We start from the raw sequence: 11,808 nt of genomic DNA, 5'->3' as shown, positions 1-11,808 counted from the left end.
CGTGACCGTGGTGGCTTCCGCCGCGACGACAACCGCGGTGGCGAGCGCGGTGGATACCGGGGACGTGACGACCGGGGCGACCGTGGTGGATTCCGCCGCGACGACAGCCGTACTGCCGACCGCACCGACAGCCGCACCGACAGCCGGGGCGACCGTGGTGGGTTCCGGCGTGAGGACAGCCGTGGTGGCGACCGTGGTGGATTCCGGGGCCGTGACGACCGGAGCCGTGACGACCGCGGCCGCGGCCCCCGCCGAGACGACCGGGGTGACCGGGGCGGGCGGCCCGGCGGCCACCGTGGACGGGGCGACCGGCAGGGCGGCGGACGCTTCCGGGACGACCGGGACCGGGACCGCGAGCCGATCAAGCGGCTGCCGATCCCCGAGGACGTCACGGGCGACGAGATCGACAAGGACGTACGGCAGGAGCTGCAGAGCCTGCCCAAGACCCTCGCGGAGGACGTCGCCAAGAACCTGGTGATGGTCGCCCGGCTGATCGACGAGGACCCCGAGGGGGCGTACGGCTACTCCAGGGTGGCCCTGCGGCTGGCGTCGCGTGTCGCCGCCGTACGGGAGGCCGCCGGATTCGCCGCGTACGCCAACCAGAAGTACTCCGAGGCGCTCGCCGAGTTCCGGGCCGCGCGGCGGATGACCGGGACGGTGGAGCTGTGGCCCCTCATGGCCGACTGCGAGCGCGGGCTCGGACGGCCGGAGAAGGCGCTGGACATGGCCGGGGCACCCGACGTGCAGAAGCTGGACAAGGCCGGCCAGGTCGAGATGCGGCTCGTCGCGGCCGGTGCCCGGCGTGACATGGGGCAGCTGGACGCGGCGATCGTGACGCTGCAGAGCTCCGAGCTGGCGTCCCACTCCGTTCAGCCCTGGACCGCGCGGCTGCGCTACGCGTACGCGGAGGCGCTGCTCGCGGCCGGCCGTAAGGGTGAGGCACGTGAGTGGTTCGCCAAGGCCGTGGAGGCCGACCGGGACGGCAGCACCGACGCCTCCGACCGGCTGGCGGAGCTGGACGGCGTGGAGTTCATGGACGCGCTCGACGAGGACGAGACGGACCCGGCCACCCCGGCCGCCCCCGCGGAGCGGGACGCGCGGGACTCGCGGGACGACGACGAGGACTGAGGTCCGCGGCACAGTACGCACACCAAGGGGCGGGCCTCGTAGCGAGGCCCGCCCCTTCGTCGTCGGCGACGACGACCGGTCACAGATCGAGCGCCCGCAGCACCAGCCCCGAAGCCGGCTTGGGACCGAAGGACGTCGACTTGCGCGGCATCGTGACGCCCTCACGGGCGAGGTCACGGACGACGTCCTCGTGCACCGGGTGCATCAGTACGGCCGTTCCGCCGTCGCGCTCCGCCTTCTCCACCGTCGCCGCCGTGTCGTGGATGTACGCGATATGGGCGGGGGAGTCGGGGATGCGCCAGACATGGTCGAGGAGCGTGGCGTGCAGGACCGTCGCGTCCAGGGTGCGCCAGGCAACCGGTCGGTCGACCGGGACCGTACGGGCCGTCAGTTCGGGATCCGGCCGGTCGACGAGATGGAAGGCACCGTCCCCGGCGAGGAGGAAGGCGTTGCCCGCCGAGGCCGCCCCGGCCAGGGCGTCCATCGCCCCCGACAGCGGTACGTCGAGGCGGCGGACGCGGAAGTGGCCGTCGAGCGCGGCCACGGCGTCCGCGACGGGCAGCCGGTGCAGCAGGCGGTGGATCGCGCGGACACGCAGGGGATAGCGGGCCGTGTCGACGAGGAGGACCAGGCCGTGATCCCAGGGGCCGGGGGAGGGATGCTCCGCGCGGAGGCGGCGGTAGGTCGCCCAGCGGTGGTGGCCGTCGGCGATGAGCGCCTGCTGACCGGCGAGTTCCTCCCGGACCGCGGTCAGGCCGGCGGGGTCGGTGACCGACCAGAGGCGGTGGTGGAAACCGTCCTCCGTGGTCGTCGCCAGCAGCGGCCGCCGCTCGGCCGCACGCTCGATCAGCTCGGACGTGGCGGTCGCCGAGCCCTCGCCGCGGTAGGTGAGCAGCAGCGGTTCCAGGTTCGCGGAGGTGGCCCGCATGAGGTCCGCGCGGTCGGCGACGATGTGCGCCATGACATCCTCGTGCGGCAGGACCAGGTGCTCGTCGGGGTCGGAGACGCGCAGCAGACCGATGATGCCCCGCTGCACCATGCCGTCGCCGTCGCGCTGCTCGTAGACGTACAGGCCGGGTTCGGGATCGGCGGTCAGTACGCCCTCGGAACGCCAGCGGCGGAGCGTCTCGGCGGCCTGGGCGTTGCGGGCCTCGGGTGTGGCGGCTTCGGGCAGGATCAGCCGGACGATGTTGTGGGGGTCGGCGGACTGGAGGTGGTGCAGGCCGTCGGGACGTACGACGACGTCGTACGGGGGGGATGTCACGGCGGCCAGGCTGCCGACCCGGTCGGGGTCGTAACGAAGGCCTCGGAACGGGTTGAGTTCCAGGCCCCGGGGCGCCATTGCCTTCGAGTGACCTGCAGTGTTCATCCCGGCATCGTACGGGTGCCGGTGGCATGGGGGATGATCGGGGGAAAGCCGTCGAACGAGGAGCGATGCGGAATGAGCCGGAGCGTCAGGACGAGGCCCGAGGGCAGTGGGCAGGCCCTGAACGAGGCGTACGACACGGCGCTGCTCGACCTCGACGGTGTGGTGTACGCGGGCGGGAGCGCGATCGCGCACGCGGTGGAGTCGCTGGCCGCGGCCCGCGGGGCCGGTATGCGGCTCGCCTACGTGACCAACAACGCCCTGCGCACTCCGGACGTCGTGGCCGCGCACCTGACGGAGCTGGGCATACCGGCGGAGGCCGGAGACGTCATCACCTCCGCGCAGGCGGTGGCGCGGCTGATCAGCGAGCAGTTGCCGCAGGGGTCCCGGGTGCTGGTGGTCGGCGGCGAAGGACTGCGGGTGGCGCTGCGTGAACGCGGGCTGGAGCCGGTGGAGTCGGTGGACGACGACCCGGTGGCGGTCGTGCAGGGGTACGGCGGGCCCGAGCTGCCGTGGGGGAGGTTCGCGGAGGCGTCGTACGCCGTCGCGCGCGGGCTGCCCTGGTTCGCGTCCAACACCGACCTGACGATTCCCAGCGGGCGGGGCATCGCCCCGGGCAACGGCGCGGCGGTGGAGGTCGTACGGATCGCGACGGGCGCCGAGCCGCAGGTGGCGGGCAAGCCGCTGCCGCCGATGCACCGGGAGTCGATCCTGCGGACGGGTGCCGGGCGGCCGCTGGTGGTGGGGGACCGGCTGGACACGGACATCGAGGGGGCGTTCAACGGCGGGGTGGACTCGCTGCTGGTGCTGACCGGTGTGACGGACGGCGTGCTGCTGCTCGCCGCGCCGCCGCGGCACCGGCCCACGTATGTCGACGCCGACCTGCGCGGGATGCTCACCGGGCAGCCGGAGGTCGTCGCGGCGGGCGACGGGTTCCGGTGCGGTGGCTGGACGGCGACGGCCGGGGCCGCGGAGCTGGAGCTCGACGGGGACGGCGGTGCGCTGGACGGACTGCGGGCGCTGTGCGCGGCGGCGTGGACGGCGGCCGGTGCGGAGGCGTGCGGGCTGGACGGCGGGAAGGCGCTGGCCCGGCTGGGGTGGTGAGACCCCCGCGCCACCTGGGACGCAGGGCCCGCGGATCGTGATTCAATGGCAGGGTAGGCTAACCTAACCGCGTGTTGGTCGAGAGTCCCCCCGAACAGCGCGCGGAGACCGCCCCCGCGCCCCCGAACCGCCGGGCGATACGCCTCGTCGGGCTGCTCGCCTCCGTCGTGATCCTGGCATGCGTCGTCGTGGCGAGCATCGCGGTCGGAGCGAAGGAGCTGTCCCTGGAGCAGGTGTGGCACGGCTTGTTCGACGAATCCGGCACCTACGGTGACGTCGTCGTGGCCGACAGGCTGTCACGAACCGTCCTGGGACTGCTCGCCGGCGCCGCGCTCGGCCTGGCCGGGGCGGTCCTCCAGGCGCTGACCCGCAACCCGCTGGCCGATCCCGGACTGCTCGGCATCAACGCGGGCGCGTCCGCGGCCGTGGTCACGGCCATCACCTTCCTCGGCGTCACCTCCCTGTCCGGGTATGTGTGGTTCGCGTTCTTCGGCGCGGCAGCCGTGGGCGCGCTGGTGTGGTTCCTCGGCGGCAGCCGGGGCGCGACCCCGGTGCGGCTGGTGCTCGCCGGCACGGCCATCAGCGCGGCCCTGTACGGCTATCTCCAGGCCATCATGATCCTGGACCAGGCGGCGCTCGGCCGGATGCGGTTCTGGACGGTGGGTTCGCTGGCCTCCGGAAGCCCGGAGGCCGTCCGGCAGGTGGCGCCGTTCCTGCTCGTCGGATCGCTGCTGGCACTGTCGCTCGCCCGGCCGCTGAACGCCATGGCCATGGGCGACGACACCGCCAAGGCGCTCGGCGCCGACCTCAACCGCACCCGGGCGCTGTCCATGCTGACCGCGACCGTGCTGTGCGGGGCCGCGACCGCCGCCTGCGGGCCGATCGTGTTCGTCGGCCTGATGGTGCCGCACCTCGTGCGTTCCTTCACCGGGCCGGACCTGCGCTGGATCCTGCCGTACGCGGCGATCCTGTCGCCCGTGCTGCTGCTCGGCGCCGACGTCATCGGCCGGATCGTGGCCCGGCCCGCCGAACTCCAGGTCGGGATCGTCACCGCGATCCTCGGCGGCCCGGTCTTCATCTTTCTCGTGCGACGGCGGAGGACGGCCCAGCTGTGAAGAGCAACCGCGTGGTGCGGGCCCCCGGCGGCCTCTCGGTCCGGCTGGACGTGCGGGCCGTCACCGTCACCCTCCTGCTGCTGGCCGTGGCGCTCACGGCGAGCGTCGTACTGATCGGAACCGGCGACTTCCCGATCCCCGCCGCCGATGTGATCAGAACCCTGGTCGGCGAGGGCGACGCCGGCCAGGAGTTCATCGTCAACGAACTGCGACTGCCCCGGGTCCTGGTCGGGCTGCTGGTCGGCGCCTCGCTCGGGCTCGGCGGCGCGCTGTTCCAGACCATCTCCCGCAATCCGCTGGGCAGCCCCGACATCCTCGGCCTCGGCCAGGGGGCGACGGCCGGCGCCCTCATCGTGATCGTGCTGTTCTCCGGCAGCGCCAACCAGGTCGCCCTCGGGGCGCTCGCCGGCGGACTGGTGACCGGGTTCGCCATCTACGCGCTCGCCTGGAAGCGGGGCGTGCACGGCTACCGCCTCGTCCTGGTCGGGATCGGTATCTCCGCGATCGTCACCGCGGTCAACGGCTATCTGCTCACCCGGTCCGACATCGTCGACGCGGCCCGCGCGGTCGTCTGGATGACCGGCTCCCTCGACGGCCGCGACTGGGACCAGGTCTGGCCGCTGCTCGCCCTGTGCGCGGTCCTCGTACCGCTGGTCCTCACCCACTCGCGCGGGCTCAGGATGATGGAGATGGGCGATGACGTCTCCTACGCCCTCGGCGTGCGCGTGGAGCGCGTGCGGCTGCTGCTGATGCTGTCGGCCGTACTGCTCACCGCGTCCGCCACCGCCGCCGCCGGACCGGTCGGCTTCGTCGCGCTCACCGCGCCGCAGCTCGCCCGGCGGCTGACCCGCTCACCGGGCCCGAACCTGGTGGCGTCGATGCTCATGGGCGCCGCCCTCCTGGTCAGCGCCGACTGGATCTCACAGCGGGCGTTCGGTGCCGAACAGCTGCCCGTGGGCGTGGTCACCGGCGTGCTCGGCGGTGTCTACCTGCTGTGGCTGCTGGTCACCGAGCGCAGGGCGGGCCGGATATGAGCAGCGACGGCACCCACCGCAGCGGGACGAACCACCGAAGGAGCACCGTGAACCGACTGTCCGCCGAGAACGTCACCCTGGCCTACGACCAGCGGGTCATCGCCGAACAGCTGTCGGTGGAGATACCCGACAACTCCTTCACGGTGATCGTCGGCCCCAACGCCTGCGGCAAGTCGACCCTGCTGCGGGCCCTGTCCCGGATGCTCAAGCCGAACGAGGGACGGGTCCTGCTCGACGGGCAGATCATCCAGTCGATGTCCGCCAAGAAGGTCGCCCGGACCCTGGGGCTGCTGCCCCAGTCGTCCATCGCCCCCGACGGCATCACGGTCGGCGACCTGGTGGGCCGCGGCCGCTACCCGCACCAGGGACTGCTGCGCCAGTGGTCCGCCGAGGACGAGCGCGTCGTCCAGGAGTCCATGGCCCGCACCGGCGTCGCCGAGCTGGCCGAACGCCATGTCGACGAGCTCTCCGGCGGTCAGCGGCAGCGCGTGTGGATCGCCATGGCGCTCGCCCAGCAGACCCCGCTGCTCCTGCTGGACGAGCCGACCACCTACCTGGACATCCAGCACCAGATCGACGTGCTCGACCTCTGTGCCGACCTGCACGAGGAGCACGGGCGCACCCTCGTCGCCGTCCTGCACGACCTCAACCACGCCGCGCGGTACGCCACCCACCTCATCGCCCTGCGGGAGGGGAGGATCATCGCCCGAGGCGCGCCGAAGGACATCGTCACCGCCGGGCTGGTGGAGGAGGTCTTCGGACTGCGGTGCCAGGTCATCGACGACCCCGAGACGGGTACGCCGCTGGTGATACCGGCCGCACGCAGGGCACGGACGAAGGACAAGGCGGAGAGGACGGCGAAGGCGGAGAGCACCGGGAAGGCGGTCGCCGCGAGGGCCTCCTGACGTCACAGAGTCTTCCCGGGCTCCCCGGGCTCCCCGGGCTCCCCGGGTGCCGCGGAGGCATCCCCGGGACTCCGGGACGTCACAGGAGCTTCCTGAGGTGGAACAGGTCGCGCAGCCCCGCCTCCAGCCGCACCCGGCCCGAACCCCAGGCCCTGGCGAAGTGCAGTTCGCCGTCGACCAGGGCCACCAGGTCGTCACCCGCCATCGCGAGCCTGATCTGCGCCTTCTCGCGCGGCGGGCCGGGAAACGTGTCGTGCACCTCGATCCGGCCGCCGCCGAGCCGGCCGGCGAAGGTCACGTCCAGGTCGGTGATGTGGCAGCTGACCGAGCGGTCCATCGCCGCGGCCGCGCGGACGTTCCCCTCGGCGTCCCGCATGCTGTCCGAAAGCTTGTCGAGTGCGGCACGGCACTCCTCGATCGTGGCCATCGCGGACGACGGTACCGCAGCCGTTCGCGGTAGCGTCGGGGCATGAACGACGCAGTACCGGAGGCGGTGGACACGGAGCCGGGCACCGTGGTGCCGGAGCAGGCAGGGTCCCCGCCGCAGCCATCCGACGACGGTCCCGCCGGCCCCGTTCCCCTGGACGTGCCGCGCACCCCCACCGGACACCCGGAGGTCGACGCCCACGTGGAGCGGCTGGCCGACGCCGACCACCTCACCGCGGACGGTCACATCGAGGTGTACGAGGATGTACACCGGGGGCTGCGCGACGCGCTCGCCGCGCTCGACGCCCGCCCGGGGCCTCCGGGTCCCGCCCCTCACCCGGCCACCACCCCTCGTTGAGGCCGGTCGGGCCACCGACGCATACGGCACACGGACACAGGAGCTGAACCGAACGTGGCAGGAGTCGCACGCCGCCGTCTCGACGCGGAGCTGGTCCGCCGTAAACTCGCGCGCTCGCGTGAGCACGCCAGCCAGCTGATCGCCGCCGGGCGGGTCAGCGTCGGCAGGACGGTCGCGACCAAGCCCGCCACGCAGGTGGAGACCGCCGCCGCCATCGTCGTCGTCGAGGACACCGGCGACCCGGACTACGTCTCGCGCGGTGGCCACAAGCTGGCCGGAGCCCTCGAGGCCTTCGTGCCGCGCGGGCTGGTCGTCGAGAAGCGGCGGGCTCTGGACGCCGGCGCCTCCACCGGCGGTTTCACCGACGTGCTCCTGCGCGCGGGGGCCGCGCACGTGGTCGCCGTGGACGTCGGATACGGACAACTCGCCTGGTCTCTGCGCAACGATGAACGCGTCACCGTCAAGGACCGTACCAACGTGCGGGAGTTGACGCTCGAGGTCATCGATGGGGAGCCTGTGGATCTTGTCGTGGGGGATCTGTCCTTCATTCCGCTCGGGCTGGTGCTGCCCGCACTGAAGCGGTGCGTGACGCCGGACGCCGACCTGGTGATGATGGTGAAACCGCAGTTCGAGGTGGGCAAGGAGCGGCTGGGCAGCGGCGGGGTCGTCCGCAGTCCGCAGCTGCGTGCCGAGGCCGTGCGCGGGGTGGCCGGCCGCGCCTGGGAGCTGGGACTGGGGGCGAAGGGCGTGACGGCGAGTCCGCTGCCCGGACCCTCCGGGAATGTCGAATACTTTCTGTGGCTGCGGGCCGGGGCACCGGAACTGGACCCGGCCGATGTTGACCGTGCTGTGGCGGAGGGGCCGCGTTGACGCAGAACCGAGCTCGTACTGTTTTCCTGCTGGCGCACACCGGGCGGCCCGCGGCCATCCGCAGCGCCGAACTCGTGGTCAAGGGCCTGCTGCGCTCCGGTCTCGGAGTGCGGGTCCTGGAGGACGAGGCCCGCGACCTGCCGCTGCCGGACGACGTGGAGACCGTCAAGGAGGCCACCCCGCAGTGCCTGGACGACTGCGAGCTGCTGATCGTGCTGGGCGGTGACGGCACGCTGCTGCGCGGCGCCGAGTTCGCCCGCGCCTCCGGGGTTCCCATGCTGGGCGTCAACCTGGGCCGGGTCGGGTTCCTCGCCGAGGCCGAACGGGACGACCTCGACAAGGTTGTCGACCGGGTGGTGAACCGGGCGTACGAGGTCGAGGAGCGGATGACCGTCGACGTGGTGGTGCACCGCAACGGCGACATCGTCCACACCGACTGGGCGCTGAACGAGGCGGCCGTGCAGAAGGTGTCCGCCGAGCGGATGCTGGAGGTCGTCCTGGAGATCGACGGACGACCGGTCACCGGGTTCGGCTGCGACGGAATCGTCTGCGCGACCCCCACCGGTTCCACGGCGTACGCGTTCTCCGCGGGCGGGCCCGTGGTGTGGCCGGAGGTCGAGGCGCTGCTGATGGTGCCGATCAGCGCCCACGCGCTGTTCGCCAAGCCGCTGGTGACCTCGCCCGACTCGGTGCTGGCGGTGGAGATGCTGCCGCACGTCCCTCCGGGGGTGCTGTGGTGCGACGGGCGGCGGACCGTCGAGCTCCCGGTCGGGGCGCGGGTGGAGGTGCGGCGGGGGGCCGTGCCGGTGCGGCTGGCGCGGCTGCACCATGCGTCGTTCACCGACCGGCTGGTCGCCAAATTCGCACTGCCCGTGTCCGGGTGGCGCGGAGTACCGCAGTAAGGGCTGTGTGACGCCCTCGATGGGGTGGTTCCGGAGCGATCGGCGGCTGCGGGTCGATCGTGGCTGCTCGCGCCCACGCGGCGGAGCCGCATGTCGACACGGCCCGCGCCCCTGAGAACCTGCCTTCCGTCGGCGACACAGGTGGGGCGGTCGCACTCGCGGGTGTCGACCTCGTAAGGTCGTGTGCGTGTTGGAGGAGATGCGGATACGGTCGCTCGGGGTCATCGACGACGCTGTGGTCGAGCTGTCGCCCGGCTTCACCGCCGTCACCGGTGAGACGGGTGCGGGCAAGACCATGGTGGTCACCAGCCTGGGCCTGCTGCTGGGCGGACGCGCGGATGCGGCCCTGGTGCGGATCGGCGCGCGCAGCGCGGTCGTCGAGGGACGGATCGCCGTGCCCGAGGGCACCGCGGCCGCCGTACGGGCCGAGGAGGCCGGGGCCGAGCTGGACGACGGGACCCTGCTGGTCAGCCGTACGGTCTCCGCCGAGGGGCGCTCCCGGGCGCACCTGGGCGGGCGCAGCGTGCCCGTGGGGCTCCTCGCGGAGCTCGCGGACGACCTCGTGGCCGTGCACGGGCAGACCGACCAGCAGGGGCTGCTGAAGCTGTCCCGGCAGCGGCAGGCGCTCGACCGGTACGCCGGGTACGCGGTCGCCGTGCCGCTCGGCAAGTACGGCGAGGCGTACAAGCGGCTGCGGGCGGTCGCCACCGAGCTGGAGCAGATCACCACCCGCGCGCGGGAGCGGGCCCAGGAGGCGGACCTGCTGCGCTTCGGGCTCGAGGAGATCGCCGCCGTGGAGCCCCGTGCGGGCGAGGACGTGGAACTGGCGGAGGAGGCCCAGCGGCTCGGGCACGCCGAGGCCCTGGCGTCCGCCGCGGCGGTCGCGCACGCCGCGCTGGCGGGCAATCCGGAGGACCTCGAGAGTGTGGACGCCGGGACGCTCGTCGCGGGCGCCCAGCGGTCCCTGGAGGCGGTGCGGGCGCACGATCCGGTGCTGGCCGCGCTGACCGACCGGATCGGCGAGATCGGCATCCTGCTGCGCGATGTCGCCGGGGAACTGGCGGGGTACGCCGACGACCTGGACGCCGATCCGCTGCGGCTGGCGGCGGTGGAGGAGCGGCGGGCCGCGCTCACCGGGCTGATCCGGAAGTACGGGGAGGACGTCTCCGCCGTCCTCGCGTGGGCCGGGCGGAGCGCCGCGCGGCTGACCGAACTGGACGGCGACGACGAGCGGATCGAGGAGCTCACCGCCGAACGTGACGCGCTCCGCGCGGAACTCGGTGTGCTCGCCCAGGAGCTGACGGACGCGCGGACGGAGGCGGCGGAGCGGTTCGCGGCGGCCGTGACCGCGGAGCTGGCCTCCCTCGCGATGCCGCACGCGCGTGTGTCGTTCGACATCCGGCAGACCGAGGACCCCCTGGGCGTCGAGGTCGGCGGCCGCACGGTCGCCTACGGGCCGACCGGTGCGGACGAGGTCGAGCTGCTGCTGGCCCCGCACCCGGGCGCGCCGCCCCGGCCCGTCGCCAAGGGGGCCTCCGGTGGTGAGCTGTCGCGTGTGATGCTCGCCGTGGAGGTCGTGTTCGCGGGGACGGATCCGGTGCCGACGTATCTCTTCGACGAGGTCGACGCCGGTGTGGGCGGCAAGGCGGCGGTGGAGATCGGGCGGCGGCTCGCCCGGCTGGCCAGGACGGCGCAGGTGGTGGTCGTCACGCACCTCCCGCAGGTGGCCGCGTTCGCCGACCGGCAGCTGCTGGTGGAGAAGACCGACGACGGGTCGGTCACCCGCTCCGGTGTGAAGGTGCTCGAAGGCGAGGACCGCATCCGGGAGTTGTCCCGCATGCTGGCCGGCCAGGAGGACTCGGAGACGGCACGCGCACACGCGGAGGAGCTGCTGGCGACGGCACGGGCGGACGGGTAGCCGCTGGTCCGTGCCGGGCCGCGGGGCCCGGGCGTGACCTCCGGCCGGCCGTCGGCGCCTGTGCTCTCCCGTCCCGGCCGGCCACAGGTAGGGGTGGAGAGAACGGTCCGGTCACCGATCGGGTGGCGAAGGGATGTCCGTCACTCGTACGGGTGATCCATCGTCACGGGTGGATTCGGTCACCGCTTCGGTGGGTCCCGGAACGGGTGTGCGCCCTGGCATGCTTGACGGAGTACGCGTAGGAAACCGCGCGGTACACCCCCTCCGCGCGATCCTTCTGTACGTTCGTCGTGACCGCCCGACCCGAACCAGGAGCCCGGCCACGTGACCCCCGTGAGCAGCCAGTCGTCGATGCGCACCGTGCAGGTGCTGGGCGGTGGCAACGCCGCCAGCGGCGCCCATGTGCGCTCGCTGGCCGCGGGGCTCGTCGCGAGGGGCGTGCGGGTCACCGTGTGCGCCCCCGTCGAGGCGGATCACACCTACGACTTCACCGGTGTGGGTGCCGAGCACGTACACGTGCCGCGCAGCAGCGACCCCGGGTCGGTGGCCGCGCTGCGGGCCGCCTGCACGGGCGCCGACCTGGTGCACGCGCACGGCCTGCACGCCTCGTTCCGCACGGTGCTCGCGCTCGGCGGACGGCACACGCCGCTCGTCGTCACCTGGCACGACCGGCCGCGTGCCG

12 protein-coding genes are annotated in these 11,808 nt (G+C 73.1%); 10 read left to right on the top strand and 2 right to left on the bottom strand.

The annotated features are described in order from the left end of the window. Positions 1-369: 369 nt before the first annotated feature. Positions 370-1,128 (top strand): tetratricopeptide repeat protein, encoded by a 759-nt coding sequence (locus B9S61_RS41870; RefSeq protein ID WP_219820014.1) that lies wholly within the window; start codon positions 370-372, stop codon positions 1,126-1,128. Positions 1,129-1,207: 79 nt separating this feature from the next. Here the strand turns inward: B9S61_RS41870 and B9S61_RS39410 are convergent, their stop codons facing one another. Further along, the gene (locus B9S61_RS39410; RefSeq protein WP_103546538.1) at positions 1,208-2,497 is read right to left on the bottom strand and encodes a DUF1015 domain-containing protein; all 1,290 of its coding nucleotides are present in this window, start codon (positions 2,495-2,497) and stop codon (positions 1,208-1,210) included. Positions 2,498-2,569: 72 nt separating this feature from the next. On the opposite strand from B9S61_RS39410, the gene B9S61_RS39405 reads away from it, so the two are divergent. The 4 genes from B9S61_RS39405 (at position 2,570) to B9S61_RS39390 (ending at position 6,652) form a co-directional block, all read left to right on the top strand. Beyond that, a complete protein-coding gene (locus B9S61_RS39405) occupies positions 2,570-3,598 on the top strand; it encodes an HAD hydrolase-like protein (RefSeq protein WP_103546537.1) in 1,029 nt (342 codons plus the stop codon). A gap of 71 nt (positions 3,599-3,669) precedes the next feature. After that, entirely contained in the window at positions 3,670-4,713 is a 1,044-nt protein-coding gene (locus B9S61_RS39400; RefSeq protein WP_103546536.1) for an iron ABC transporter permease, read from the top strand. After that, positions 4,710-5,747: an iron chelate uptake ABC transporter family permease subunit gene (locus B9S61_RS39395; RefSeq protein ID WP_103546535.1), complete on the top strand. Its 1,038-nt coding sequence runs from the start codon at positions 4,710-4,712 to the stop codon at positions 5,745-5,747. Before B9S61_RS39400 ends, B9S61_RS39395 begins: the two co-directional genes overlap by 4 nt. Next, on the top strand, positions 5,744-6,652 hold the full coding sequence (locus B9S61_RS39390; RefSeq protein ID WP_103546534.1) for an ABC transporter ATP-binding protein: 909 nt from the start codon (positions 5,744-5,746) through the stop codon (positions 6,650-6,652). The genes B9S61_RS39395 and B9S61_RS39390 overlap by 4 nt, the downstream gene beginning before the upstream one ends. Before the next feature lie 79 nt (positions 6,653-6,731). Here the strand turns inward: B9S61_RS39390 and B9S61_RS39385 are convergent, their stop codons facing one another. Further along, positions 6,732-7,079 carry a sterol-binding protein gene (locus tag B9S61_RS39385; RefSeq protein WP_103546533.1) on the bottom strand — a complete coding sequence of 116 codons (348 nt, stop codon included), beginning with the start codon at positions 7,077-7,079 and terminating at the stop codon, positions 6,732-6,734. A gap of 42 nt (positions 7,080-7,121) precedes the next feature. Here B9S61_RS39385 and B9S61_RS39380 point away from each other — a divergent pair, with 42 nt between their 5' ends. The 5 genes from B9S61_RS39380 to B9S61_RS39360 form a co-directional block, all read left to right on the top strand. Then, a complete protein-coding gene (locus B9S61_RS39380; protein WP_103546532.1) occupies positions 7,122-7,436 on the top strand; it encodes a hypothetical protein in 315 nt (104 codons plus the stop codon). 54 nt (positions 7,437-7,490) lie between these two features. Beyond that, positions 7,491-8,306: a TlyA family RNA methyltransferase gene (locus tag B9S61_RS39375; RefSeq protein WP_103546531.1), complete on the top strand. Its 816-nt coding sequence runs from the start codon at positions 7,491-7,493 to the stop codon at positions 8,304-8,306. Further along, a complete protein-coding gene (locus B9S61_RS39370; RefSeq protein ID WP_103546530.1) occupies positions 8,303-9,208 on the top strand; it encodes an NAD kinase in 906 nt (301 codons plus the stop codon). The genes B9S61_RS39375 and B9S61_RS39370 overlap by 4 nt, the downstream gene beginning before the upstream one ends. Before the next feature lie 199 nt (positions 9,209-9,407). Beyond that, positions 9,408-11,126, top strand: a complete 1,719-nt coding sequence (gene recN / locus B9S61_RS39365; RefSeq protein WP_103546529.1) for a DNA repair protein RecN — start codon at positions 9,408-9,410, stop codon at positions 11,124-11,126. Between the two features lie 324 nt (positions 11,127-11,450). Beyond that, on the top strand, positions 11,451-11,808 hold a 358-nt coding region (locus tag B9S61_RS39360), incomplete at its 3' end, for a glycosyltransferase (RefSeq protein ID WP_146065050.1).

Source organism: Streptomyces sp. SM1 (genome assembly GCF_002910825.1).
GTDB classification, from domain to species: Bacteria; Actinomycetota; Actinomycetes; order Streptomycetales; family Streptomycetaceae; genus Streptomyces; species Streptomyces okerensis.
This window is presented reverse-complemented; position numbering and strand designations above follow the sequence as displayed.

Coding starts and splice junctions, on each gene's coding strand:
- B9S61_RS39410 (WP_103546538.1), bottom strand. CDS start 2,497: ATGAACACTGCAGGTCACTCGAAGGCAATGGCGCCCCGGGGCCTGGAA.
- B9S61_RS39405 (WP_103546537.1), top strand. CDS start 2,570: ATGAGCCGGAGCGTCAGGACGAGGCCCGAGGGCAGTGGGCAGGCCCTG.
- B9S61_RS39390 (WP_103546534.1), top strand. CDS start 5,744: ATGAGCAGCGACGGCACCCACCGCAGCGGGACGAACCACCGAAGGAGC.
- B9S61_RS39385 (WP_103546533.1), bottom strand. CDS start 7,079: ATGGCCACGATCGAGGAGTGCCGTGCCGCACTCGACAAGCTTTCGGAC.
- B9S61_RS39380 (WP_103546532.1), top strand. CDS start 7,122: ATGAACGACGCAGTACCGGAGGCGGTGGACACGGAGCCGGGCACCGTG.
- recN (WP_103546529.1), top strand. CDS start 9,408: ATGCGGATACGGTCGCTCGGGGTCATCGACGACGCTGTGGTCGAGCTG.